Raw genomic sequence first — 23546 nt, forward strand, 5'->3', positions numbered from 1 at the left:
GCCGGGGGCTGCCTTGTCCGGTAAGCGAAGTTCAGGCGATGTTGTCGAGAATGTCGAGCCGGGCGGCGTTGGTCGCCCATGAAACCTCGTCAAGCGCGTAGAGCGTCCGGTCGTCCGGGCTCAGGGCGATGCTCCAGATGTCGACCACACCGGTCGGGGTGATCCAGCCGCTGACCAGATTGGTGTTGGTGTCGACCACGGCGACCCTGGGCGCGCCGTTGTTGTAGAACTCGGCCACGTACAGTCGCCCGGCGCTGTGCCCGACGATGACCTGGACGAGCGAGTCGTAACCGGGTTGGACGGTGATCGTGGCCGTGGTGCGGTCCGTGGCCGTGTCGACCACGTACACATTTCCGTCCTGGAACGCGCCGACGTACAGGCGTGTCCCGTCACGACTGACCACCAGCGCGTTGCTGTCGCTGCCGAACGGCCCCGGAATGGTCACCGCACCCCGGATGCTGGGCGGGTTGGTCCGGGCGTCGAGGTGCACGGGCGGCCCGCCAGTGACGACATAGACGTCGTTGCCGTTGGGGCTGACGGCCACGCGTTGCACCGCGAAGGTGTTGCCGGGGGCGGAATCGAGCCCGACGACGCCGGTGAAGGTCTGGGTCGCGGCGGAGAACACCAGCACCCGTCCCGGCCTGCTCTGCCGGAACGTGCTCGGTCCGTACTGGGTGAAGTACAACGTCGCACCGTCCGGGCTGACTGCCAGGTCGGTCACCTCACCCGGCATCCAGTTGGGAAACGGCAGGGGCTGCGCGGGAAACGGCACATAGGCGCTGACGCTGTCGGTCACGGTGTCGATCAGCACCACTCCGCCACTGACCAAGGCGTAGATCCGATTTCCGGTCGGGCCGGCCACCAGGTAGCGGGCATTCGAGCCGGCCGGCAGGACTATCCATTTGATGAACTGTCGGGTGGCGGCGGACACGACCGCGACAGCCGGGTTCCCGTAGCCCTGGCCGTAGTCTTGCACCGCGGCGTACACCTTGCTTCCGTCCGCGCTGGTCGTCATTCCATGGGGGTATTTGCCGAAGTCCACCGAACTCTGGACCGGCGCTGTGGCCGCTGTCGGAGCCAGTGGTGTGACGAGCACGACCGCTGCCGCGACAGCCGCGGCGCGACGGGCCAAACGATATCCGATACCGTTCATATCACTCCTCTCGCCCGATTATCGCGCGCCACGTTTTCGCCTGCCTATCGTGCAAATGGGCGCCATTCGTTGCCAGAGAACCAATCCCACCATTATGCGGAATTGTCGGACAGGCAAATGTTGACTATGAGTTGCCGACCTCGGTGATGTGCAGGACCGCGCCGCCGGCCTCGTCCGACGCGGCCAGGTCCACCTCGCCCGAGATGGCCCAGTCGTGGTCGCCCGCGGGGTCGTCGAAGATCTGCCGGACCACCCACCGGTCCGATTCCTGCTCGATCACCAGCAGATGCGGGCCACGGGCCGCAGGGCCGGCAGGCAGTTCGCCGTGTTCCTCGAAGTACGGCTCCAGAGCCTCCTGCCAGGCGGCGGCGTCCCAACCCGAGGCCGCGTCCAGCTCGCCCAGTTCGTGGTACTGCCGCCGCGCGGCCAGCTCGACCCGGCGGAACAAGGCGTTGCGTACCAGCACCCGGAAGGCGCGGGCGTTCGACGTGACCGCCGGCGGCGCGGCATCCTGTTCCTGTTCGGGCTCGTCGTCGGGGTTGCGGAGTTTCTCCCACTCGTCGATCAGGCTGGAGTCGACCTGGCGGACCAGTTCGCCCAGCCACTCGACGATGTCCTGCAGTTCCTCGGTCTTCGCCTCGTCGGGCACGGTCTGCCGGAGCGCCTTGTACGTGTCCGCCAGGTACCGCAGCACGAGCCCTTCCGAGCGGGCCAGCTGGTAGAACGAGATGTAGTCGGCGAACGTCATGGCCCGCTCGTACATGTCCCGGACCACGGACTTCGGTTCGACGTGGTAGTCCGCGACCCACGGGTGGCCCTGCCGGTACATCTCGTAGGCCGCGTGCAGCAGTTCAGCCAGCGGCTCCGGGTGTTTGACCGATTCGAGCAGCTCCATCCGCTGGTCGTACTCGATCCCGTCGGCCTTCATCTGGTTGACGGCCTCGCCGCGCGCCTTGTGCTGCTGCGCCGAGAGAACCTGCCGCGGACTCTCCAATGTGGACTCGATCACGGACAGCGCGTCCAGCGGGTAGGTCGGGGACTCCTTGTCCAGCAGGTCGATCGCGGCCAACGCGAGCGGCGACAACGGTTGGTTCAGAGCGAAGTCGAACTGCAGGTCGACAGTGAGCCGGATCCGTCGGCCCTCGTCGTCCGGCTCGTCCAGCCGTTCCACCACGCCGGCGGCGAGCAACGCGCGGTAGATCGCGATCGCACGGCGGATGAGCCTGCGTTGCGACGGGCGGTCCTCGTGGTTGTCCTCCAGCAGATGCCGCATCGCCTTGAAGGCGTCACCCGGCCGGCCGATCACGTTGAGCAGCATCGAGTGGCTCACCGCGAAACTGGACGTGAGCGGTTCGGGTTCGGCCGCGATGAGCCGTTCGAACGTGGGCTTACCCCAGGAGACGAAGCCCTCGGGCGGTTTCTTGCGGACAACCTTGCGGCGTTTCTTCGGGTCGTCGCCCGCCTTGGCGAGCAAGCGCTCGTTCTCCACGTCATGATCGGGCGCCTGCACGACGACGTTGCCGACCGTGTCGTAGCCGGCCCGACCGGCGCGCCCGGCGATCTGGTGGAACTCGCGGGCCTTGAGGTGCCTGGTCCGCGTACCGTCGTATTTGGACAGTCCGGTGAACAGGACGGTCCGGATCGGCACGTTGATCCCGACTCCCAGGGTGTCCGTGCCGCAGATGATCTTCAGCAGGCCGGCCTGGGCGAGGCGTTCGACCAGCCGCCGGTACTTCGGCAGCATCCCCGCGTGGTGCACACCGATGCCGTGCCGCACCAGCCGGGACAGGGTTTTGCCGAACCCGGACGTGAACCGGAACCGGCCGATCAGCCGGGCGATCTCGTCCTTCTCCTCGCGGCTGCACACGTTGATGCTCATCAACGCCTGCGCGCGTTCGATGGCGGACGCCTGCGTGAAGTGGACGACGTAGATCGGCGCCTGGTTGGTGTACAGCAGTTCTTCGAGGGTTTCGTGCAGGGGCGTCAGCACGTAGTTGTAGAAGAGCGGAACCGGCCGTTGCGCCGAACTCACCGTCGTGGTGGCCAGCCCGGTGCGCCTGGTCAGGTCCTTCTCGAACCGGGTGACGTCGCCCAGGGTCGCGGACATCAGCACGAACTGGGCCCGCGGCAGTTCGAGGATCGGCACCTGCCACGCCCAGCCGCGGTCCGGCTCGGCATAGAAGTGGAACTCGTCCATGACCACCTGGCCGACATCGGCGTCGGCGCCGTCGCGCAACGCGATGTTGGCCAGGATCTCGGCCGTACAGCAGATGATCGGCGCGCCGCCGTTCACGCTGGAGTCACCGGTCATCATGCCGACCTGGTCGGCCCCGAACACCGAACACAGGTCGAAGAACTTCTCCGAGACCAGGGCCTTGATCGGCGCGGTGTAGAACGTCCGCTTCCCCGCCGCCAACGCGGCGAAATGCGCGCCGACGGCGACCAGGCTCTTGCCCGACCCGGTGGGGGTGGCGAGGATGACGTTCGACCCGGACACCACCTCGATCAGCGCCTCCTCCTGCGCGGGGTAGAGGCTGAGCCCACGGTCGGCGGCCCATTCGGCGAACGCCTCGAACAGGCTGTCGGGATCAGGGGTGGCGGGAAGGCGCTCGGTGAGGTTCATGGCCTCTCAAACCTAGTACCTCGGTGAACTGCACGTTCGTCAGCTGTCCATGATCTCCGCGTAGGCGCCGTCGAACCGCTCGGCGAGTCGCAGGAACAGTTCGCCCCAGCCGCTGCTGAGCGACACGTCCTGCAGCGGTCCGGTCGGCGCGAACAGAAACTTCAGCTCCGGCAACGTGGACAGATCACCGAGGCGGACACGGTCCCGGTGATCCGAGAGTTCCCGGACCATCTCGTCGGCCGTGTCCCATCGACGCGTCCACGAGGTGTCCTGCTCGGTCGTGGTCACGACGGTGAGCACGTCGTCCAGTACTCGCGCCAGCCCCGTCATTCTTCGGTGCCGCGCGGGAGGTCGCTGGCGAGGAACGCCCGGTAGGCCGCTGGTGAGGCCATGCGTTCACACCGCTCGAACAGCGCGGCGAGCCCGGGACCGTGCTGGGTCAGCAGTTCGTCGTTGTGGCCGAACACGTCGAGTTCGTTGGCGAAGGTCAGTTCGATGAACGGGGCCAGCTCGTCGTCGGCCAGGACAGCGGTGTCGCCGGTGAACCGGTCCCGGAACTCGACCGGCTGCCGAACCCCCAGTTGCGGATAGAGGAAGCCCCGGTCACAACCGCCGTACCGGTAGACGGTCTGTTCGGCGGACGTGCCGATCAACTCCGCCAGTTCGTCCCGCCGCTCAACGGGCACGAGCGCGACAGGGAATCCGGCGGTGCCGTAGGCGGCATGGCAAAGCCCCGCGGTCACCAGGCTCGTCTCAGCGCTCCACTCGGCAAGGGTGCGCGCGGTGCGGTGGAGGTGGTCGAGGAGGGTGCCGCCCGGGTGCTCCATCTCCGCCGCGCCGCGAGCGGTGAGGAAGTCGATGATCTCTGGGTACCGAGGCACGGTGTTCGGGTCCATGACGTCCTTCTGGCCGCTAACCTAGTGATCGTTAGGTTGTGCCGGACTTTGCCGAAGGAGCGTTAGGTTGTCAAGACCGCGTCGTCGAATCCCCGCGGCGCAGCGGCGCGCGCTGATCGGCTCGTGTGCCGCCGAGGTCTTCGCCGAGCGCGGCTACGACGGCTCCTCGGTCGACGAGATCGCCCGTCGGTCAGGGGTCTCCGCACCGGTCCTCTACGACCACTTCCCGTCAAAGCTGGCCCTGTACCGGCAGGTGCTCGACACCGAGTACGCCCAGCTGCGGGAAACCTGGCACCGCGGTGTCACCGGCCATGGCCCCATGCAGCAGCGGGTCGCGGGCGCGATCGACGCCTGGTTCGCCCACGTCGAGCGACGCCGGACCGCGATCCCCCTGCTCTTCCAGGTCTCCACCGCCGACCATGACGCCCGCCAAGCCCAGGTCGACGTCACCGCGGCAAGCCGCGCGGAAGTGCTCCCCCTTGTCGCCGGCGTGCTGCGCGAGACTGGCGACACCACCGAGGCCGAGATGCTGGTCGAGATCATGGGCGCTTCCCTGCGCGCCCTCGCCCTCTGGTGGTACGACCACCCCACCACTCCCCGGTCCCACCTGGTCACCACCACAATGGACGCCCTCTGGCCCGGCCTGGAACGACGACTGCGGTGAGGGGCGGCCGTGGGACCGCCCCGATCCGGTCACCCCTGCTGGTACAGGCTGAACGTGGTGCCCTGGTCGTCCTCGCAGTGCGCGATCCGTCCCATCCCCGGAATCGGCCACGCCTCACCCGGCTTGCCACCCAACTCGGCGACCTTGGCCAGCGTGGCGTCCAGGTCGTCGGTCTGGAAGTACACCCGGCTCGCCGGCAGCCGGGCACTCTTCGGCGCGATCGCCCCCGCCGGCGAGGTGCCGACCAGGTGGTAGTCGTCGCTCTCGAACTGCTGCGTCTGCCACCCCAGCACGGTCCCGAAGAACGTCTTCGCCTTCGCGGTGTCCTCGACGGCCAGTTCGAACCAGTTGATCTCACCAGACATGGAATGAGTCCCTTCACTAGGTCACGTGCCCCAAGGACGACCAGCCAAGACCCAACTCGACAGGAACCAACAAGATCTTTTACGGCCGTGTGCCACGAAACCCGAACGAGTTGTCCACATAGCGATCCACAGCGGTGTCAAGCTACTGTCCGCGGTTCGAAGCCCAGGCATCGAGTCGGTTGCCGGGCCGGACGAATCACTGGAGCCTGAAACCGTGGATGCCGTCGAGCGTCACAATGACATGAGCCTGCGGGAGTTTTCAGCGTGGGCCGGCCAACAGGCCAAACGGCTGGCGGCCAATTTCGGCCTCGACAGTCAGGCCGACCGGGACCTGTTCGCGCTCGCGCAGACCGTCAAGCTCGGCGAAGAGGTGGGCGAACTCCATGCCGAGGTGCTCGGTGCCATCCGCTATTGCCGGGCGGACAAGGTCGACCAGTACACCAATGAAACCCTCGCCGGTGAACTCGCTGACGTCATGGTGTGCACAATGTTGTTGGCGCAGATCTTCGACGTCGACCTGGCTGGTGCGGTGGCCGGGAAGATCGGCTTCTTGGACGAGCGAAGGTTCTAGTCAGTCGATCGTCATCATGGTTCGCTCGAGATACTTGTTCATGTGATTCTCTTTGTAGGGGAATCGATTCCACAGCTGCACGACTGAGCTCTCGTACAGATTGTCGAATGGCTGATGGAAGCGGTCGCTTCGGGCGAGTCGAGACCTTCAGAGAAGCCGGGCAACGAGGAAGACCCACAGAAAAGTACCGCCGGATCGCCAAGCGTGAGCACCATTCTGGCTAGGTTGGTTCTTTTCCTTCGTCCCTGCAAGGGCATATGCGCCTCAGTTCCCACTGAACCTGATCAGGTGTCTGCTCTGGACCAGGACAGACTGATCACTTTGGGCGGGACGTGACACAAGCCGAGTTGTCCCAACGGACTTGATACTTCTCTGGATATTGAAGCCGACGCAGAAGGCGTTCGCGGCCCCGCGGCCCGCTGATCGATCCGAGTCCTGGCACCTCGCCCTAGTCGCGTTCGTCCCAGATGAGTCCAAACCGGGTCGGCGCTCCAAGGTCCTGCAGGCGCTTGGCTCGACGAAGCAGCGCCTCATGGGTTCTGTGAGCGAGTCGATCGCGGATGTCTATCCAGGCGGCACGTTGTCTAGGAGGCACCACAGGGATCTCGCGTCGAAGCTCAAGCTCGGCGGCATCGCCACGTGGGTGATCCCACAGGCCGTCTCGTTGCCGAGTGATCTGGACGGATCGACCAATCGCGTTGACGAGAGAAGCGACGTTATAGCGATAACCGAGCTGCTTCAAGCAGTAGTCAATCGCCTGGATCGTGAGTGGTACGCCGGCCGCGACGAGCAACAAGCGAGTGGCTTCTTCTAGGTTCCTTGGTCCTGGCAGAGGACCGTGCCGGTAGAGGGCGTACAGCCCTTTACCGGCCCAGCAGAACCGTCGGTTTGGCGCCAGAACAGCAGTGGCGGTCGCCGTGCTGAGGTGCTGGCCGTAGTCACGTTCGGCAAGCCGAACGAAGTCACGCACATGAAGGGATGTCTGGACGTCGCAGGCAACTGCATAGAGGACCTCGGTGTTGCTGGCCCGGCGTGGGCCTAGGCAGCTACAGCGTTCGCCTTCCCAAGGGGTCAGTAAATGACCGCAGCTACTGCAGCGTGACGTCAGTCCGCTCACCGGGTGGCCCCGGTCGTAATAGTGCGGGTATCCATTAGCCAGTCGAACCTAGCCGGGGCCGCGTCGTCCCACCAAGCCCAGGCGCGCTCCGACCAATGTCGCCATACGGCGAAGCGCGGGGCGAGGTCGGATGGGGTCGGAAACGGTGGCATCCGCCATGAGCCATCGAGCTGTGGTTGCAGGAGGTCCCCGAGCGAACGAGTCAAGGTCAACATCGTGCGGACGTCCAGAGGGCTCGGCGAATCGAGTTCGCCGGGACACCAAAGCAGGTCGGGGTCGCACAGGGCCGGGATAGGCCAGTGGTCCGGGGTAATCAGGATGATCCCAGCCTGGGCGGCATAGGCGCGCATCTGCTCAGTGATGGTGCCGGTGCCTCCGAAGATCCGCACAATGGGAACATCTCGGCGAGTGGAACTTGACAGCCAGTAGTCGTCGGTGACGGCCTTGAACCGCAGCAGGTCGTTCTTGGGAATACGCCCGGTGTACGCCTTCCACTCGCCGATGACAAGAGCTTGATGGCATTGCGTTTGCTCGTCGATTTGGTGATAGAGGCCGGACAAACTGCGGTGCCCGAATACGCGCCATCCAGGTGTGTGGGGTAGTCGCGTGGATACCAGGTGGGCGCGAATCCGGCGTTCCAGCGCGGCCCCGTTACCGTCCTGCCCGGCGGCGAGATGAGCGTGAGCGAGCAGGAAGAGATCCATCGACAGAGCGGCTAGACTGCTCACCCTTCGCTCCAGTCTGGTGAGGTCGTCGCCGGAGCTGCCACAAACGGGCCGATGTCGCTTTCAGTATCTGGCCCTAGGGCGTCGAGGTAACGACCCACTGCCTCCTCATTGATCAGATCGAGGTTGTCGCCGGACGCGGCCTCGATGAGCCCATGTGCCTTGCGCAGTACGTCGCGCGGTTTGCGACTGGACCGAGTGAACAGCGCCTCGATGGCTCCTGGCGTGAACGGGTACACGCTTTCTGGCCCGTGATCGGTAGCGCTCTTGCGAGCGTCGTCGAGATACTTGGTTAGCAGCTTGGTGGCGGCACCTAGGTCGCGCAGTGGCGGCAGCACCACGATACGGTGTTTGTTGGCTTCAGAGACCTCAAAGGTCGGCAGGTCGGCCAGTTCCCAGGCTGTGCCGATTGTCAGCGCGGCTCGCGGATGCATTGTCACCACGATGCTGAGCATGTCGGCCATGGGCAGCGTTTCAAGGATAATGTCACGGAACCGCTCGGTCTCTAGGTCCCGCTTGGCCTTGGCCGTGGTGGTACTGGCCAGGTCCTCAAGTTGATCACAGCACAGCAGGACATGTTTCATTCCTGCGGCAGCCGCAAACAGCAGGAAGGTTGCCAGATAAACGGCGCCGTTACGGGTCCGCGAAGCGGGTTTGACCTTGTCCAGGTAATCAGCAGCGACAGCCGGATCCGCGTCGCAAAGCGCGAGGATCAGCTTATCGTCAGGTGGGCCAAGAGTCCGGCCGCGTAGAGACCGATGTTGCTCGGCTACCACCTTGGCGAGCGTCTGCGGATCCTTGACTCCGGTCTTCTCGACTAGTGCGATGCGCAATCGCTGGGAGAGGGTGTGGTCATCGTCAGCGATGCGGAAGTCAGTCGCATACTCGACGGAGGTGAATAGGGCGGCGTTCAGAGATCTGATCTGGGCGGTGTCGAAGCTGGTGAGCAAACCACAGATGGGAGCCTCGGCAGCATCGTCCTCGTCTAGGCCGCAGGCAAGATATGACGCGCGACCATAGTCCTGGTTCAGGCTCCAGACAAGATGCTGCATGAGCACGGATTTACCGAACCCGCGAGCATCGGAGTCACCCGGACCGGTTCCAGTTGACCAGAGATACCCGAAGCGCAGCCCGGAAAAAGCGGCGCCCAGCACGAATTTCTCGGTCGCCTCCTGGAGCTTCTCTGCGTTTACGGCGGGCTCGTAGAGAAGACCATTCTCGCGTCGATCAGAACCGCCGAGCCGGGCGATCCCAGTTGTCGGGAACGGGTTATTAACCAGCTTCCATTGCTTCTTGAGCCATACCGGGCCTGCAGTTCGGGGGGTGGAGTTCATCGGGTCTCCTCGGTGGGGGTCACACTGATTACGTTAAACACTCGTTGCAACCCACTTGCGGTAGGCAGGATCAGTGGCTTCGTGGAAGCAGGAGTGGCACGCAGCGATGCCTGATCCAGGTGAATGCGTAGACCAAGTCGTTCATGCTTGCCTGCGAGTACTTCCGCGACGGCGCGGTCGAACTCGTCGTCGCTGATCCGTTGCTTCCAGCAGACTGCGGCTCGCAACTGCCACACCGGAAGGTACATTCCTGCTGCAGCGTCGGCCCGTTGCTCGCACCACACCTGCCAGAGGGCATCAAGTGCGTCGTTCCGAGTCTGCTCGCCGACTCGACGCGTGATCTTTACGCCGGTTTCGCCGCTTTCTACCGTACTGATAGCCCACAATCGCAACGCTGGTGGCCCTGGCGCGTAGTAGCTAAAATTTGCCAATCCAAGGAATCTCGTCCATCGACGCAGCAGCTCCAAGCTGATGTAGTCCAATGGGCAATTGGCCGCTGTGAAAGCGAAGCGGGCGATCGCCTCTTCACAGGTGGTGACGAACTGCTTGCGAGTCATCGTCTTCTGTCGAGCGTGCAGCCTCACAGAGATTCGCCTCACGTAGCCGCGTACAGCTTCATCGAGCGCTTCTGTATCGGCGCTCCAGCCGAGTGCACCTTGCGCGATCGCGTCGACAGCGAATGCAATGAACTCGTTCAGGTAAGCATCGTGTGTAGAGTGTTTTGTGCCAACCAATTTGAGCAGAGGTATCGTGAAATGGGACGTGGTGCTTTGCGGGAGAGCGCCGACCACACGTAGGAAGCCGGCGAATTGAGGGTGCGCGCCGAGCAATGCTCCAACAAGCACGTTGTAGGCGGCGCGTCGGTCATGCGCGACAAGCGTGGCCCATTCCCGGCCTGCACATGTGACTGTAAATGAGGAATCTGCATGAGCGTACGCCGATCGGGGACCTGACGGCAGAATATGCTTGTCCACCCAGCCCAAGCGCATGAGCTCCTTGAGCGCGTCAACGGTGTTGTGCACGTGCTTGGTGTTATCTGAGCGCGTCTTGGCCCATTTCCGCTCGTCGAAGGATCCGTCGGTGTCATTCTCCCTATCGACAGCGGACGCTCGATCGACCAGAGCGCGGCGGATCTGTTCGAAGGTTGCGCCCGCGGCTGCGTTGGTGATTGCAACTTCGAGGTAGGCGAGGTCGTTGAGTCTTGGGATACCGGAGCCACCAACGCTCATTTTGCTTCCTTGAGGTCAATGGCCTGTGACCGTCCCGTATCGGCCGAGATTCGCGAAGGCAGTGTCCCGCTTGCTCGTTTGCGACGAGCGGCGTTCTGCACGCGACGGAATGGCCGGGGCGTCGAGCCCGCAGCAATGAGCCGTCGAACCCGCTGAACGGTGTGGCCGCTGGGAAACATCGTGGCCTCTCAAGGTTGTGGTCGGTGTCTCCGTCCACTGTCCCCAGCCGGGAGAGGTGTGACAAGGTCTATGCAGAGGTTGTGGTCCTCATGCCCCATGAGGACCACAACATCTATATACTGGTCGAGTCAGCGTAGGGACCGAAACAGTGGGTCGGTGGTGGTGCCGACAGGGGCCAGGCTGGCGGCACGGCTGCACGCGCACGTCCGCTGGCATCCCAGTGGCACTCAACCCAGATCGCGGGGTATGCGGGGTATGTACCGTCCCTGCCCAAGCTCACGACACACTTGGGACTTACCGACACCCTTCGCTCCCTCGAGAGCGATGAAGATCGGCACCATCGCCGCACCCCGACTCCAGCCAGAATCGGGTCAAACGATACGGGTCGCCCTCAAGCTCGGCCTAGGTTCCGTCCGGGTGATAAGTGCCCTCCGCCCGCTCACATCTAACTGGCGGGCGTGACTGAGCGGGTGAGCAGGCGCCAGGAGGACTCGGGGAAGCGGAGGGTGCCGGCATCGCGGTTCTTGGTGTCGCGAACCCCCACGACCCCGGGCACCATGGCGACCTCCACGCAGCCGCCGGACGATCCGCTGTAGGACGACTTGCGCCAGTCGGCGTTAGCAAGATCCATCTTGTCTCATCCTTTGTCGTAGTCGGCTGCGACTTCGGCGAGGAAGTCCACTGAATCGGGTGAACTCAGGGCTGCCTCGATCAGAGTATCGGTCGCATCCTGAAACGGGGCAACATCGTCGGGGTCGTCGATGAACAGGGATGCGCCCTTGTGCTCCAGATAGACGATGGTGCACGCCTTGGCGAACTCCAGTGTCGAATAGCTGCCGTCGAGGCCGGTGTGGGCGCCGCGTGTGAACGGGATGACTCGCACATCGATGTTCGGCCGGGCAGCGAGGGCTATGACGTGCCGAATCTGTTGAGCCATCACTTGAGGGCCACCTACTGGCCGCCGAAGCGCTGCCTCGTCGAGGATGGTGAGGTAATGCAGCGGGCCAGGCCGGGTAAGTACTGCTTGCCGGCCGAGTCGAGTCGCGACCATCGTTTCCATCCTTGACCCGACGACCGCCGCCGAGGTCATGATTTCGCGGATGTAGTCGGGGATTTGGAGCAGCCCGGGGAACCTCACCAGCGCGACCTCGACCATCCGGGTGGCCTTCGACTCGAAGTTGATGAGGGCGGGCAAGTCGTCGGGTACTCGGTTGCCGGTGGTCTCCCACCAGCCGGGGAGGCCTGCTTCGCGGGCCATCGTCAGGAGGCGTTCTCGCTCGACGCCGACCACGCCGTAGACCACAAGCAGTGCTGCCATGTCCTCGGGCGTGATGTCGCGGTTGCCCAGTTCCATGCGGTTCAACGTCGCCGGGGACATGCCGACACGCCTGGCGGCGTCTCGGGTGTTGAGGCCGGCTTTGTCACGGAGATCCTTGAGTTCGGCCGCGAGGCCGCGGATTCGGGCGGTTCCGTGCTTTTTGGGCATGACCGCATCCCATCGGTGGAGACATCGGGGCGCCATTACACGATCGGCGTAGTTGTCTCAGCTGCCGGGACAACGTTCTTCTGTGCAACCGTTTTGGCATGAGTACAGGACAAGACGCTGTTCCTCGAGAATCCGCCCTGTGGAATCCGCCCAGTCGGTTTGCTGTCTTCCGATTGGGCGACGGCGAGATTATCGCTTGGGGGCTCGGGCATCACGACCATGTGGATGTTCGGTCGGTTCGGCCGGGGATGAGTGGGTCGTTCGATTCGGTCGACGGTATTTCATTTCTTTTCGGGGAGGGGCACATGATCGCCTGGGTCGATCCGATGCCCGAGTTCGGTGAGGCGGCCGCGCAGGAAGCGGCGGTCTGAGTCCTCGGTGGCCAGTGCCAGGGCGCGAAGGTAGGCGGTGACGGCTTCTTCGGTCCGGTCGAGGCGGCGCAGCAGGTCGGCGCGGGCCGAGTGCATCAGGTGGAAACGTTCCAGGCCGGGGATCTCGTCGATCAGGGCGAGTCCGGCGGCCGGGCCGGAGACCATGGCGACGGCGACCGCTCGGTTCAGGGCGACGACCGGGGTGGGTGAGCGCAGCGACAGCTCTGTGTACAACGCGACGATCTGGGGCCAGTCCGTGTCCGATGTCGACGACGCTTGGGCGTGCACCGCCGCGATGGCCGCCTGTAGTTGGTAGGGGCCGGGTTGGCGGCGGGTCAGTGCTCGGTCCACCAGGGCCGCGCCTTCGGTGATCGAAGCCTGGTCCCACAGTGAACGGTCCTGGTCCGCCAGCAGGACGAAATCACCCGATCGGGTCCGTCGGGCGTGGTGTCGGGAGTCCTGCAACAGCATCAGGGCGACCAGGCCGAGGGCTTCCGGCTCGTCCGGCATCAGCGAGGCGATCAGCTTCCCCAACCGGATCGTCTCCAGCGCCAGCACCCGGTCCGCGGCCACGTAACCCTGCGTGAACGCCAGGTACACCACCGCGAGCACCGCGGACAGCCGGGACGGCAGCAGGTGGTCGGCGGGCACCGCGAAGGCTATGCCCGCGTCGCGGATCTTTCGCTTCGCGCGCACCAGGCGTTGGGCCATTGTGGACTCGGTGACCAGGAACGCGCGGGCGATCTGGGCCGCGGTCAGGCCGGCGACCGCCTGCAATGTGAGGGCCACGCGGGCCTCCAACGACAGAGCCGGGTGGCAGCACGTGAAGATCAGGCTCAGCCGCTCGTCACCGACGGTGAGCAGGCTGGCGTCGTCGTAGTCCGGTAGGGGCGCCATGGGCTGGTCCGGGGGAGTTCGTCTGGCTCGACGTATTCGGTCTATCGCCCGGTTGCGGGCCACGGTCAACAGCCAGGCGATCGGGTCGGCCGGCGGTGTCGACCAGGTCCGCAGGGCTTGCGCGCACGCGTCCTGCAGGGCGTCCTCCGCGAGTTCCATGTCGCCGAGGACACGGACCAGGGCCGCCAGCATGCGGGTCCGGTGCTCACGGAAGACCTGCTCGACCGCGTGCACTAGCCGAAGGCCACTTCCAGGATCGGGCGGATCTCGATCGACCCGAGCTCGGCCAGCGGGCAGATCGACGCCAGCTCGATGGCCTCGTCCAGCCCGGCGCAGTCCACCACGAAGTACCCGCCGAGCGCCTCGTGGGTCTCGGCGAACGGGCCGTCGGTGATCAGGGTCTCGTCGGAACGCACCCGCACGGTCGTCGCCGTGTCCGGCAGGTGCAGCGGGTCGCCGGCGACGTACACACCCCTGGCCCGCAGTTCCTTGTAGTACGCGTTGATCCGGTCGTACGCGTCGGGCAGCTCTTCCCGGTGGCAGCCGTAGACCATCAGCATGTACCGCATCAGCTCCTCCTTCAGTCAGGAGAATGACGATCGGGCCGGCCCGGACTCGACCGGCCCGACCGAAGTTACGCCTTCGCGATCGCCGGCAGCCACTCCACCACGGACCCCTCGGCGTCCTCCGCGTACAGCGCCTCGTGCTCCATGTCGTCGAAGGCGTGCTCGTCGAACGCGGCGAACGACCGCTTGAGCACGTCCTCGTCCAGCAGGCCGGCGGCGAGCAGCTCCTCCTGCGCACGGCCCTTGAGCACGTGCAGCGCCAGCGCTTCGGCCGGGCACGTGGGCGGCTCCCACTCGTCCTCGGTCAGCCGCTGGCCCACGATGACGGTGGCGATCAGGAACCGCTTGGCGAACCAGGCCGAGTACTGGTCGCTGAACGCCGGCGGCAGCTCGTCCAGGACCAGCAGCTCCTCGTGCTCGTCCGCGGTGGTGTCGTCCTCGTCGAGCGTCTTCACGTCCTCGAACAGCTCGTCGATCATGATCACCACGGCTTCCGCGAACGCGCCCGCGACCAGCTCGGCCTGCTCCGGGGTGACGCCGTCGGAGCTGCCGAAGGCGTCCGTGCCGAGGGCCTGCACCAGCCCGGCCTCGCCGAGCAGCTGGTCGTGCCGCTCGGCGACCTCCTCCGCGGTCAGCTCGACGTGCTCGATCTCCTCGTCGTCCTCGTCCTCGGCGGCGGACTCCAGGGCGGTCTCCAGGTCCTCGTCGCTGACGGTGACCTCACAGCTCTGCACGGTCCAACTGGCGAGCAGGTCGGTCCGTTCCAACAGCTCGGTGAGCACGGCGCGCGCCGCCTCTTCCGCGAACGCCAGCGCGGGCGCCTCGACCAGCCAGCTGATCGACGCGCCGCCGGCATGGGCGGTCACCTCGTGATCGAGCGGTTCGATCTCGACGCCATCGGGCCCTTCGATGCCGGCCAGCAGGTCGAGCTGCTCGTCGAGCAGGGACACGACGCCGTGGCGGTGCAGTGCGTCCAGTTCCGGGGTGCCGGCCGGCGGGGCGACCTCGGCCTTGAGCTGGTAATCCATGGGCGCGAGTTAACCATCCTGTCCGGTCTCGGGTGCACGCAGCCGTCGCGGAAAGTAGGCGGCGCCCGGCCCGAGCGCGGCCAGCCCGTCGGCCGGGTTGGAGAACGCGCACTTGCGCAGGGACAGGCAGCCGCAGCCGATGCACGAGTCCAGCCCGTCCCGCAGTTTCTCCAACGCGCTGATCTGCTCGTTCAGCCGCTCCCGCCAGCCGCGGGACAGCTTCGCCCAGTCCGCTTTGGTCGGCGTCCGGGCGGCGGGCAGCAACGCGAGGGCCTCGGCCACCTCGTCGAGCGTCAGTCCGACGTTCCGGGCGGCGCGGATGAAGGCCAGCCTGCGAAGCACGCCGCGTTCGTAACGGCGCTGGTCGCCGGCCGTGCGGGTGGATGTGATCAGGCCGAGCCGGTCGTAGTAGCGCAGCGCCGACGTGGCGTACCCGCTGCGCCGCGCGACCTCGCCGACGGTCAGCAGATCCCTGGTGTGCATGGCCGCGCCCTTGACTTGAAGTTGACTTCAACTACCAGGATGGCGGACAGGACTTCGCATGGCAAGGAGACGGATATGCCGGCTGCCATCATCACAGGGGCTTCGAAAGGGTTCGGGCGGGCGTTGGCGCACGCGCTGGCCGACCGCGGCTGGGATCTGGTCGTGGACGCGCGTGGCGCGGAAGCGTTGAAACAAGCCGACTTCGGCCCGAACGTGACCATCATCCCGGGCGACGTCACGGACCCGGAGCACCGCGCCGACCTGGTCGACGCGTTACCCAAGCTGGACCTGCTCGTGAACAACGCGAGCGCGCTCGGCCCCAGCCCACAGCCCGCGTTGGCCGACTACCCACTCGACGAGTTCGCGCGGGTGTACGAGGCCAACGTCTTGGCACCACTCGCACTCATCCAGCGCGCACTATCCAAACTGGACAGTGGGATCATCGTCAATGTCAGCTCGGACGCGGCCGTCGAAGCCTACGAGGGCTGGGGCGGCTACGGGTCGAGCAAGGCCGCGCTCGACCGGATCAGCGCGGTCCTCGCCGTCGAACATCCGTCGCTGCACGTGTACGCCTTCGACCCGGGCGACATGCGTACCGACATGCACCAGGCCGCTTTCCCCGGCCAGGACATCTCCGACCGGCCCGAGCCGGAGACCGTCGTGCCCGCGCTGCTCAAGCTGATCGACGAACGACCGCCGAGCGGACGGTACACCCGATGATCACGTCCGCGATCGAACCACCCGAGGCACATGGCGTGGCCCGCGACGAAGTGCGCATGCTCGTGGCCACGCCGCGAGGTGTGACGCATGCGCGGTTCGCCGACCTGCCCAGGTTTCTCGAGCCCGGCGACCTGGTCGTGGTGAACAACTCGGGCACCCTCGCCGCGGCCGTCACCGGGCACCGGGACGGCTCCGAGCTGACCGTCCACTTCTCCACCAGGCTGGACGACGGCTCCTGGGTGGTGGAGTTGCGGCCGCCCGGCCCGGCCACCGGCCCGGTGTCCGACACCAGAGCGGGCCAGAAGGTCGACCTCCCGGACGGCGTGCTGGTCCTCGTCGAGGAGTACGTGCTCGGCCGGTTGTGGCGCGCGGCCGTGTCCGTTGACGTGCCGGCGATGCTGGCCCGGTACGGCCGTCCGATCAAGTACGCGTACGTGCCCGGCGACTGGCCGATCGAGGACTACCAGACGGTCTTCGCGCGTCACCCGGGCAGCGCCGAGATGCCCAGCGCCGGCCGGCCGTTCTCGGCGGAACTGGTCACCGACCTGGTGTCCGCGGGCGTGTCGGTCGCGCCGATCACGCTGCACACGGGCGTGTCGTCGATCGAGGAAGGCAAGGCTCCGCTGCCCGAACGGTTCCACGTCCCCGAGTCGACCGCGCGGATGGTCAACCTCACGCGGGACGCGGGCAGGAGGGTCGTAGCCGTGGGCACGACCGTCACCCGCGCGCTGGAATCGGTGGCGTGCAACGGAATAGTGCGTCCGGGTGCCGGGTGGACGGACCTGGTCCTCGGCCCGGACCGGCCGGCACGGGTCGTCACCGGCTTGATCACCGGATGGCACGAGCCGGGCGCCTCGCACCTGCTGTTGCTGCGGGCAGTGGCCGGGGACCGGTTGGTCGCGGACGCGTACCGGGCCGCGGCCGCGGGCGGATACCTGTGGCACGAGTTCGGCGACAGTTGCCTACTGTTGCCGGGTGACTGACGAAGAGCGTTACGAACAGGGGATGCGCGTTCGCCGGGAGGTTCTCGGCGACGAGCACGTCGACCGGGCGGTCGCGGGCACCGACGACGTGACCCGGGACTTCCAGGACTACATCACCCGCAACGCCTGGGGCGACATCTGGTCCCGCCCGGGACTGTCCAAACGGGACCGGAGTTTGGTCACCCTCGCACTACTAGCCGCGCTGCAGCACGAGGGTGAGCTTGCGATGCACGTCCGCGCGGCCCTGCGCAACGGCGTGACAAGGGACGAGATCATCGAAGTCCTGCTCCAGGTCGGCCTCTACGCGGGCGTCCCCACCGCCAACCGCGCCTTCGCCGTCGCCCAGCGGACTCTGGCGGACCGGGAGGTTGCCGGACCATGAAATTCCCGCAGGGGCAGGGTTGCGAGAATTTCATGGTCCAGGAATGGGCGACACGCCGTCCCGGAACAGGCGGCGTGGCGTCCGAAGTCAGGCGGACTTCGCGGTCGCCGGGTGCAGGCGCAGGGCGACGCCGGCCCAGAGGGCACGGCGGACGGCCTCGTAACACGGGCGGCACGCGGGGACCCTGATCGGGCGGGTGGGTGACTGGTTCAAGGACACGCTCAGACCGGGTTCAGCCGTGGCCTGGCAGGTGCTGTGATGATGCCCGGCGGGGGCGCAGACACACAGGCACGCGGTGGTGGGGTTCATCGCAACCTCCGTTGGTGAGCGTGATGCACCACACTAATGGCACTCAGTGCCATTGCGCAACACCCCGTGCTACTTTTTCGGTCATGACGAGCGGGGTGCCCGACCGGCGGCGTCGGGTCCGTGCGGCGCTGACCGCGGCCGCCATCGATCTGTTCCTGACCAAGGGCTACGAGGAGACGACGGTCGACGAGATCGCCGCCGCCGCCGGGGTCGGCCGCCGGACGTTCTTCCGGTACTTCCCCTCCAAGGAAGACGTGATCTTCCCCGACCACGAGGCCCGGCTGGCCCGGGTCGCCGAGGTGTTCGCGACCGCGCCCGCCGACGAGGCGCCCCTGTCGGTCGCCTGCCGAGCCGTCCACGGCGTGCTCGAGGCGTACCTGGACGAGGGCGTCGTCGCAGTACAGCGGTACGGCTTGACCCGCGACTTCCCCCAGTTGCGGTCCCGCGAGATCGCCAGCGCGCACAGCTACCACATCGCCGTCACGCGGTATCTGGTCGACCGCGTCGGCGACGAGCCGGACGGCGCCCTGTGGGCCGAGGTCGCCGGCTCAGCCGTCGTCGCCGCCCACAACCACGTCCTGCGCCAGTGGCTCAAGACCGGCGGCAAGGGCGACGTCCTGGGCAAGGCGGACCGTGCGTTCCGCTACATCCGGGAGACGCTCGGGGTCTCCGCGGCCCGTTCGGCCGACGTCGACGACGTGGTCGTCGCGGTCATGCGCCGGGGGATGCCGCTCGCGAACGTGGTCCGCCGGATCGAGGACGCCCTCGATGGATGACACTCAGTGCCATTGTGTCGGCGCGGAGGGCTGACGGTACAGCGGCGCCCCGCTGATCGTTCAACTGAAGCCTTCGGCAAGCACTTGAATGGTCGCAACATTTTTAGCCGCCAACGGCTTCGCGTAGCTCCGAATTGTCCATTATGGGACCGTTGAATGCCGCTTTTCGTATGACCTGTCCGACTCGGTTGTGGGTGTGAGTCGTCCAGTGAATGTGGTTCTGTCCGGTTGGGCCTGTTGGCCGATACTCAGCGGTGCTCGCCATCGTCAAGACTCCTCGGTGCGTTGAGGTCGGCCCGATTGCCGGTGCCGGTCGAGGAACTGGGGGTCTGATGCGTGCTCGCGTGTCGTGGTGTGCCGTGTTGACCAGACGGTTGGCGGCCGGCGTGGTGATGTCCGTCGGTATGGGCCTGTTGCAGCCGGTGGTGTCCGCGGCGGTGCCGGTCGCGGTGCCGGACGAGGCGCCGACTGAGACGTTGGCGCAGCAGTATGCGAAGCAGGGGAGCAAGAGTGTGCGAGTCGGTTCCAGGCTGACTGAGACCGAGGAGGTCTTGGCGCAGCCGGACGGCTCGTTGGTATGGCGTCAGCATGTCCGGCCAGTGCGGACCAAAAAGGACGGACAGTGGGCCGACGTGGACACCACCCTGGTCCGACGGGCCGGCGGCGAGGTCGGACCTCGGGTGTCTACATTGGACCTTGCATTGTCGGGCGGGGGTTCGACGGGGCCGCTGGTCAAGGTCGGCCATGGCGCCGCAGAGGTCGGTCTGACCTGGGACGGTGTCCTGCCCGAACCCGTGCTGGACGGGCCGAGCGCCACCTATCCCGAAGTGTGGCCGGGAGTCGACCTGAAGGTCACCGCCGACACCGTGGGTTTCTCCGAGGCCCTGGTGGTCAAGAACGCCGAGGCCGCCAAGAATCCCAAGCTGGGCAAGGTCACTTTCGGCACGTACACCAAGAACACCGCGGTACGTGGCGCGGCCGGCAAGGGCCGGGCACGTGCCGCCGACGGTACGGCCACGGGTATCGAGGTGGTCGACGGCACGGGCGAGGTGGTCTTCACTGGTGACGCCACCCGGATGTGGGACTCCTCAGGCAGGGGCAGCGAGCGGGACCGACAGGGTGGCTCCGCGGAAGGAACACGTCGCGGTGTCATGCGCAATGAGGTGACTCCGGCCGGGGTGACGATCAGTCCGGACGCCGCGTTCCTGTCGGACAAGGACACCAGGTTTCCGGTGTATCTGGATCCGGAGTATTTGTGCTCGAACACGTCCTGGTGCGGTATGCAGCATCGGGTCGTGGTCCAGTCGGGTTTTCCTGGCGCGCACAACTTCGACGGCCTGGATGATTTGAAGGCCGGTTACGAGACGTTGGACCGGGCGGGCGTGTCTCGTTCGTACATTCAGATGAACACCGCTCCGATTCTCGGCAAGCGCATCCACTGGGCCAATCTGAACACCACGGTCATCCACTCGTGGAAGTGCGAGGGCGATACCTCGGACACGGAACTGTGGCTGGCCGGCGGGGTGGACGGCGGCACGACGTGGGGCAACCAGCCGAACGGCGTCTACTGGCTGAGTAACAGCAATGTGGCCAACTGTCATGACGCCGGCGATGTCCACTCGGTGTTCGACGCGGGGCGCGCGGTCGTGGACGCGGCCAACAACGGTTGGGGTACGACGACGTTCGAGTTGAAGGCGGCGGACGAGGGCAATGTGTCCGGGTGGCGCAGGTTCGCGCTCAATCCTTATCTGGAGGTCGCCTATGACTCGGTGCCGAACAACCCGTGGGGCCATGCCATGCAGAACGGGGCGGTGCCGTGTGTGAAGGGGGACGACCGGCCGTGGTTGGATACCCGGACTCCGCAGGTGCAGGCGCTGGTTTCGGACCCTGACGGCGGGAGTCTGAGTGTGGAGGTGGCCACCAGCGGCGGCCCGTATGGCAACGACGTGCCGAACTCCTATCGGGACAACAACGGCAACCGGTTCGAGGTGGGCACGCCGGGACCGAACCAGGCAGCGTTGGCACAGTACTGGGTCCCGGGGGACTGGATCACCGGCGACGGGATCTACAAGTGGGCCATCCGGGTCGGTGACGGCGAGGTCGACTCGCCGCGCTGGGACTGGGACTGCGAGTTCTATGTGGACACCGTGGTGCCGTTGCCGCCCAAGGTGGCGTTGACTGGCAGGGCCCCGCAGGTGCAGGGTGACCTGGTGGCCTTCGCGATCTCGGTGCCGCTGGCCACATCCGGTCTGGATGACATCGACCGGTTCGTCTACACCACTGACGGCAGCGACCCGAGCGTGCAGGGGTCACCCAGTGTGGCGCGCAATCCGGGCCGGGACGCTGGCGGCAACGTGACCGCCGCCTTGACCGCCACCGCGGTCAACGGCAACCAGAACCTGATCCGGGTCAAAGCGGTGAACAAGACCGGCAAGCCTGGCCCGAACGCGACCTGTGTGCCGGGCAACGGTCTGGACGGGCCGGCCTGTGCGTACACCGTCCTGCCGTTGACTCCGGAGAAGGGGCTTGCCGGTGCGTGGGGGGTCGATGATCAGGGTGGGCTTGCGGCGTCGGACAACGTGGCCGCGTTGCGGGCAGGTGCCACCGCGCACCCGCTGGCGCTGCAGGGAAACGCCGCCTGGTCGCTCGGTTACAGCGGGGGCAACTCCTGGACCCAGCCCGACGCAAGCGGCGCCAAGGACGGCGTCAAGGGTGGCATGTTCTTCCCCGGTGGCGGCAACGGGTACTTGTCCACGTCCGGTCCGGTGCTGGACACCAGCCAGTCCTTCACGATGTCCGCTTGGGCGAAGCTGACCGACACCAGTCCGAACACCTGGCACGCGGTCATCTCGCAGGACGGCAGCACCTCCAGCGGCGCGCTCATCGAGTATTCCTCGGACGCGAACGCGTGGACGTTCAACCTGCCGGACTGTGACTGCACTGATCCCGCGAACTCGCGGGTCGTGTCCAAGGCGCCGCCGCGGCTGAACGTGTGGACGCATCTGACCGGTACCTACGATGCCGCGAGTGGGTTGGCGACGCTGTATGTCGACGGGGTCAAGCAGAACAGTCTGGTCCGGCGCGGCTGGTCGGCGACTGGTCCGCTGACCGTGGGCGCGTTGAAGTGGAACGGCAACCGCGCCAGCTACTTCTCCGGGTGGGTCGATGATGTGCAGGTGTGGCAGCGTCCGCTGTCGCTCGAAGATGTGCGTGCGCTGGTTAATACCAGTGTGTCCCGGGCGCAGTATGGTCTCGCCGAGGGCGCGGCGGACCTGCTTGCCGTCGGGTCGACGGGAAGCCGGGGCCAGCCGGACACGTTCGTGCCGGCTCCGGTGCCCAGTCTGCAGGGGTACTGGAAGCTGGACGAGAGCACCGGGACGACCGCGGCGGACGCCGGCAACAACGGCAGTGGGTACTCGCCGCAACCGTTGACGTTGACCGGTGGTAGCACCTGGGTATCGGGTAAGTCCGGTAATGCGGTGCACTTTGACGGCACCGGTTACGGCAAGACCGCCGGTCCGGTCGTGGACACCAGTCAGTCGTTCACGGTCTCGGCCTGGGCGAAGTTGGACGATCTCGACGGCCACTACGGTGTGGTCGGGCAGTCCGCGTCGGGCGGTGTGCCTGGTTTCCTGATGCGCTATTCCAAGGACGTCAACGCGTGGGTCTTCGGGTTGAACAGCTCGCCGACTGAGGCGTCGGGCCGCCAGATGAAATGGACCTTCCTCCCGAACCAGGGGGCGAAGGCCGGGGAGTGGACCTTGGTGACCGGTGTGTACAACCGGGAGGCGGGGCAACTGCAGATCTATGTGAACGGCCGGTTGGCCGCGCAGCGCAAGTACACCGACGCACCGTGGAACGCGGCCGGACCGTTGAGCATCGGTTCCTACGACGTGGGTGGCATGACGCACGGTTTCAAGGGAGCCGTCGACCAGGTTCAGGTGTGGCAGCGGCCGCTGACCGCGTCCCAGGTCGGCGCGCTCGCTGGTTTGTCTTATGTGGACGCAACGTGGAGCTTCACTGGCCCGGCGACGGTCACCCCGAGCGGTAACGTCGCGGAGGTCGCCACCCAGGGTGACACCGCGCGGGCCCAGTTCACCTGGGACGGCGTGGTTCAGGCCCAGCGGCCGGACAGCTTGCGCACGGATCGTTCGTTCACGGTCGAGGCATGGGTGAAGCAGGATGCCGCCGACGACTACACCCGGATCGCGGTGTCGGCCGACGAGGCGTTCTCGCTCGATTTCCGCCGGGACAACCTGACGGAGGGGCATTGGTCCTTCGGTTTCGCGTGCACCCGAGGATCGCCGTGCCTCAGCGTGGTGTGGAGCGACGCGAAGGCGGAGCGCAACACGTGGACGCACCTGGCGGCCACCTATGACAGCACCACCAACGCCGTGTGCCTTTATGTCAACGGTGTCCGACAGTCCACGTGCGTTTCCGGCCTGTCGGTCGCGGACTCCACCGGGGATCTGCGGATCGGCAAGTTCAAGTGGCTCGGCAAGATGGTGAACAACTGGAACGGTGGTGTCGCGGGAGTGCGGGTCTACTCCGGGGTGCGCACCGATGACCAGATCAGGAATGACCGCTCGGCGGACGATCCCGGCAACCTGTTCGGCGTGAAGCATTACCAGTAGCACCATCGAGTTCCGTTCGGTTTCTTGACTTTCCGTGCACGTTGGCCCGGTGGA

The 23546-nt window shown here is 66.0% G+C and carries 23 protein-coding genes; 8 read left to right on the forward strand and 15 right to left on the reverse strand.

All coding sequences use genetic code 11. From position 1 onward, the window contains the following. Positions 1-31: 31 nt before the first annotated feature. From EV192_RS08120 to EV192_RS08135, 4 genes are all read right to left on the reverse strand, one after another. Complete coding sequence (locus tag EV192_RS08120) at positions 32-1015, reverse strand: NHL repeat-containing protein (RefSeq protein ID WP_165960242.1); 984 nt, start codon at positions 1013-1015, stop codon at positions 32-34. Positions 1016-1277: 262 nt separating this feature from the next. After that, positions 1278-3776, reverse strand: coding sequence for a DEAD/DEAH box helicase (locus tag EV192_RS08125; RefSeq protein WP_132112560.1), 2499 nt, complete (start codon positions 3774-3776; stop codon positions 1278-1280). 39 nt (positions 3777-3815) lie between these two features. Further along, positions 3816-4106 carry a hypothetical protein gene (locus EV192_RS08130; RefSeq protein ID WP_132112562.1) on the reverse strand — a complete coding sequence of 97 codons (291 nt, stop codon included), beginning with the start codon at positions 4104-4106 and terminating at the stop codon, positions 3816-3818. Then, entirely contained in the window at positions 4103-4672 is a 570-nt protein-coding gene (locus EV192_RS08135) for a DUF6817 domain-containing protein (protein ID WP_132112564.1), read from the reverse strand. The genes EV192_RS08130 and EV192_RS08135 overlap by 4 nt, the downstream gene beginning before the upstream one ends. A gap of 67 nt (positions 4673-4739) precedes the next feature. On the opposite strand from EV192_RS08135, the gene EV192_RS08140 reads away from it, so the two are divergent. Further along, a complete protein-coding gene (locus EV192_RS08140; protein ID WP_132112566.1) occupies positions 4740-5336 on the forward strand; it encodes a TetR/AcrR family transcriptional regulator in 597 nt (198 codons plus the stop codon). 29 nt (positions 5337-5365) lie between these two features. Here the strand turns inward: EV192_RS08140 and EV192_RS08145 are convergent, their stop codons facing one another. Then, positions 5366-5701, reverse strand: a complete 336-nt coding sequence (locus EV192_RS08145; RefSeq protein WP_132112568.1) for a VOC family protein — start codon at positions 5699-5701, stop codon at positions 5366-5368. 214 nt (positions 5702-5915) lie between these two features. Here EV192_RS08145 and EV192_RS08150 point away from each other — a divergent pair, with 214 nt between their 5' ends. Both EV192_RS08150 and EV192_RS08155 read left to right on the forward strand, forming a co-directional pair. Then, entirely contained in the window at positions 5916-6272 is a 357-nt protein-coding gene (locus EV192_RS08150) for a hypothetical protein (RefSeq protein WP_132112570.1), read from the forward strand. A 541-nt stretch (positions 6273-6813) separates the two neighbouring features. Further along, entirely contained in the window at positions 6814-7086 is a 273-nt protein-coding gene (locus EV192_RS08155; RefSeq protein WP_132112572.1) for a hypothetical protein, read from the forward strand. A 299-nt stretch (positions 7087-7385) separates the two neighbouring features. Here EV192_RS08155 and EV192_RS08160 read toward each other — a convergent pair whose 3' ends face one another. The 9 genes from EV192_RS08160 to soxR form a co-directional block, all read right to left on the reverse strand. Then, positions 7386-8093: a hypothetical protein gene (locus tag EV192_RS08160; RefSeq protein ID WP_132112574.1), complete on the reverse strand. Its 708-nt coding sequence runs from the start codon at positions 8091-8093 to the stop codon at positions 7386-7388. A gap of 20 nt (positions 8094-8113) precedes the next feature. Beyond that, positions 8114-9448, reverse strand: a complete 1335-nt coding sequence (locus EV192_RS08165) for a hypothetical protein (protein WP_132112576.1) — start codon at positions 9446-9448, stop codon at positions 8114-8116. After that, positions 9445-10677 carry a hypothetical protein gene (locus EV192_RS08170; RefSeq protein WP_132112578.1) on the reverse strand — a complete coding sequence of 411 codons (1233 nt, stop codon included), beginning with the start codon at positions 10675-10677 and terminating at the stop codon, positions 9445-9447. The genes EV192_RS08165 and EV192_RS08170 overlap by 4 nt, the downstream gene beginning before the upstream one ends. Positions 10678-11302: 625 nt before the next feature. Beyond that, entirely contained in the window at positions 11303-11488 is a 186-nt protein-coding gene (locus tag EV192_RS08175; RefSeq protein WP_132112580.1) for a DUF397 domain-containing protein, read from the reverse strand. A gap of 6 nt (positions 11489-11494) precedes the next feature. Continuing rightward, complete coding sequence (locus EV192_RS08180; RefSeq protein ID WP_132112582.1) at positions 11495-12343, reverse strand: helix-turn-helix domain-containing protein; 849 nt, start codon at positions 12341-12343, stop codon at positions 11495-11497. 281 nt (positions 12344-12624) lie between these two features. Next, positions 12625-13845 carry an RNA polymerase sigma factor gene (locus EV192_RS08185; protein WP_279492925.1) on the reverse strand — a complete coding sequence of 407 codons (1221 nt, stop codon included), beginning with the start codon at positions 13843-13845 and terminating at the stop codon, positions 12625-12627. Further along, entirely contained in the window at positions 13845-14180 is a 336-nt protein-coding gene (locus tag EV192_RS08190) for a YciI family protein (RefSeq protein WP_132112584.1), read from the reverse strand. Before EV192_RS08190 ends, EV192_RS08185 begins: the two co-directional genes overlap by 1 nt. A gap of 65 nt (positions 14181-14245) precedes the next feature. After that, on the reverse strand, positions 14246-15205 hold the full coding sequence (locus tag EV192_RS08195; RefSeq protein WP_132112586.1) for a hypothetical protein: 960 nt from the start codon (positions 15203-15205) through the stop codon (positions 14246-14248). A gap of 9 nt (positions 15206-15214) precedes the next feature. Then, positions 15215-15688 (reverse strand): redox-sensitive transcriptional activator SoxR, encoded by a 474-nt coding sequence (soxR, locus tag EV192_RS08200; RefSeq protein ID WP_132112588.1) that lies wholly within the window; start codon positions 15686-15688, stop codon positions 15215-15217. Positions 15689-15763: 75 nt separating this feature from the next. On the opposite strand from soxR, the gene EV192_RS08205 reads away from it, so the two are divergent. From EV192_RS08205 to pcaC, 3 genes are read left to right on the forward strand one after another with little or no spacing between them, the layout of a single operon-like run. Then, complete coding sequence (locus EV192_RS08205) at positions 15764-16408, forward strand: SDR family NAD(P)-dependent oxidoreductase (RefSeq protein ID WP_132112590.1); 645 nt, start codon at positions 15764-15766, stop codon at positions 16406-16408. After that, entirely contained in the window at positions 16405-17391 is a 987-nt protein-coding gene (locus tag EV192_RS08210; protein WP_132112592.1) for an S-adenosylmethionine:tRNA ribosyltransferase-isomerase, read from the forward strand. Before EV192_RS08205 ends, EV192_RS08210 begins: the two co-directional genes overlap by 4 nt. Beyond that, positions 17384-17773, forward strand: a complete 390-nt coding sequence (gene pcaC / locus EV192_RS08215; protein ID WP_132112594.1) for a 4-carboxymuconolactone decarboxylase — start codon at positions 17384-17386, stop codon at positions 17771-17773. Before EV192_RS08210 ends, pcaC begins: the two co-directional genes overlap by 8 nt. Positions 17774-17860: 87 nt before the next feature. Here the strand turns inward: pcaC and EV192_RS08220 are convergent, their stop codons facing one another. Then, complete coding sequence (locus tag EV192_RS08220; protein ID WP_132112596.1) at positions 17861-18082, reverse strand: DUF6372 family protein; 222 nt, start codon at positions 18080-18082, stop codon at positions 17861-17863. A gap of 83 nt (positions 18083-18165) precedes the next feature. On the opposite strand from EV192_RS08220, the gene EV192_RS08225 reads away from it, so the two are divergent. Beyond that, on the forward strand, positions 18166-18858 hold the full coding sequence (locus tag EV192_RS08225) for a TetR family transcriptional regulator (RefSeq protein ID WP_165960244.1): 693 nt from the start codon (positions 18166-18168) through the stop codon (positions 18856-18858). A gap of 362 nt (positions 18859-19220) precedes the next feature. Further along, a complete protein-coding gene (locus tag EV192_RS08230; RefSeq protein WP_165960245.1) occupies positions 19221-23492 on the forward strand; it encodes a LamG-like jellyroll fold domain-containing protein in 4272 nt (1423 codons plus the stop codon). The last annotated feature ends 54 nt before the right edge of the window (positions 23493-23546 follow it).

Origin of the sequence: Actinocrispum wychmicini, assembly GCF_004345645.1 — a bacterium.
In the GTDB taxonomy this organism is placed as follows: domain Bacteria; phylum Actinomycetota; class Actinomycetes; order Mycobacteriales; family Pseudonocardiaceae; genus Kibdelosporangium; species Kibdelosporangium wychmicini.

Bases quoted from the DNA above. Each gene is read 5' to 3' on its own strand.
- EV192_RS08145 (WP_132112568.1), bottom strand. From the start codon at position 5,701: ATGTCTGGTGAGATCAACTGGTTCGAACTGGCCGTCGAGGACACCGCG.
- EV192_RS08120 (WP_165960242.1), bottom strand. From the start codon at position 1,015: ATGACGACCAGCGCGGACGGAAGCAAGGTGTACGCCGCGGTGCAAGAC.
- EV192_RS08205 (WP_132112590.1), top strand. From the start codon at position 15,764: ATGCCGGCTGCCATCATCACAGGGGCTTCGAAAGGGTTCGGGCGGGCG.
- EV192_RS08125 (WP_132112560.1), bottom strand. From the start codon at position 3,776: ATGAACCTCACCGAGCGCCTTCCCGCCACCCCTGATCCCGACAGCCTG.
- EV192_RS08130 (WP_132112562.1), bottom strand. From the start codon at position 4,106: ATGACGGGGCTGGCGCGAGTACTGGACGACGTGCTCACCGTCGTGACC.
- EV192_RS08175 (WP_132112580.1), bottom strand. From the start codon at position 11,488: ATGGATCTTGCTAACGCCGACTGGCGCAAGTCGTCCTACAGCGGATCG.
- EV192_RS08190 (WP_132112584.1), bottom strand. From the start codon at position 14,180: ATGCGGTACATGCTGATGGTCTACGGCTGCCACCGGGAAGAGCTGCCC.
- EV192_RS08160 (WP_132112574.1), bottom strand. From the start codon at position 8,093: ATGGATCTCTTCCTGCTCGCTCACGCTCATCTCGCCGCCGGGCAGGAC.
- soxR (WP_132112588.1), bottom strand. From the start codon at position 15,688: ATGCACACCAGGGATCTGCTGACCGTCGGCGAGGTCGCGCGGCGCAGC.
- EV192_RS08220 (WP_132112596.1), bottom strand. From the start codon at position 18,082: ATGAACCCCACCACCGCGTGCCTGTGTGTCTGCGCCCCCGCCGGGCAT.
- EV192_RS08165 (WP_132112576.1), bottom strand. From the start codon at position 9,448: ATGAACTCCACCCCCCGAACTGCAGGCCCGGTATGGCTCAAGAAGCAA.
- EV192_RS08195 (WP_132112586.1), bottom strand. From the start codon at position 15,205: ATGGATTACCAGCTCAAGGCCGAGGTCGCCCCGCCGGCCGGCACCCCG.
- EV192_RS08225 (WP_165960244.1), top strand. From the start codon at position 18,166: ATGACGAGCGGGGTGCCCGACCGGCGGCGTCGGGTCCGTGCGGCGCTG.
- EV192_RS08210 (WP_132112592.1), top strand. From the start codon at position 16,405: ATGATCACGTCCGCGATCGAACCACCCGAGGCACATGGCGTGGCCCGC.
- EV192_RS08135 (WP_132112564.1), bottom strand. From the start codon at position 4,672: ATGGACCCGAACACCGTGCCTCGGTACCCAGAGATCATCGACTTCCTC.
- EV192_RS08170 (WP_132112578.1), bottom strand. From the start codon at position 10,677: ATGAGCGTTGGTGGCTCCGGTATCCCAAGACTCAACGACCTCGCCTAC.
- EV192_RS08180 (WP_132112582.1), bottom strand. From the start codon at position 12,343: ATGCCCAAAAAGCACGGAACCGCCCGAATCCGCGGCCTCGCGGCCGAA.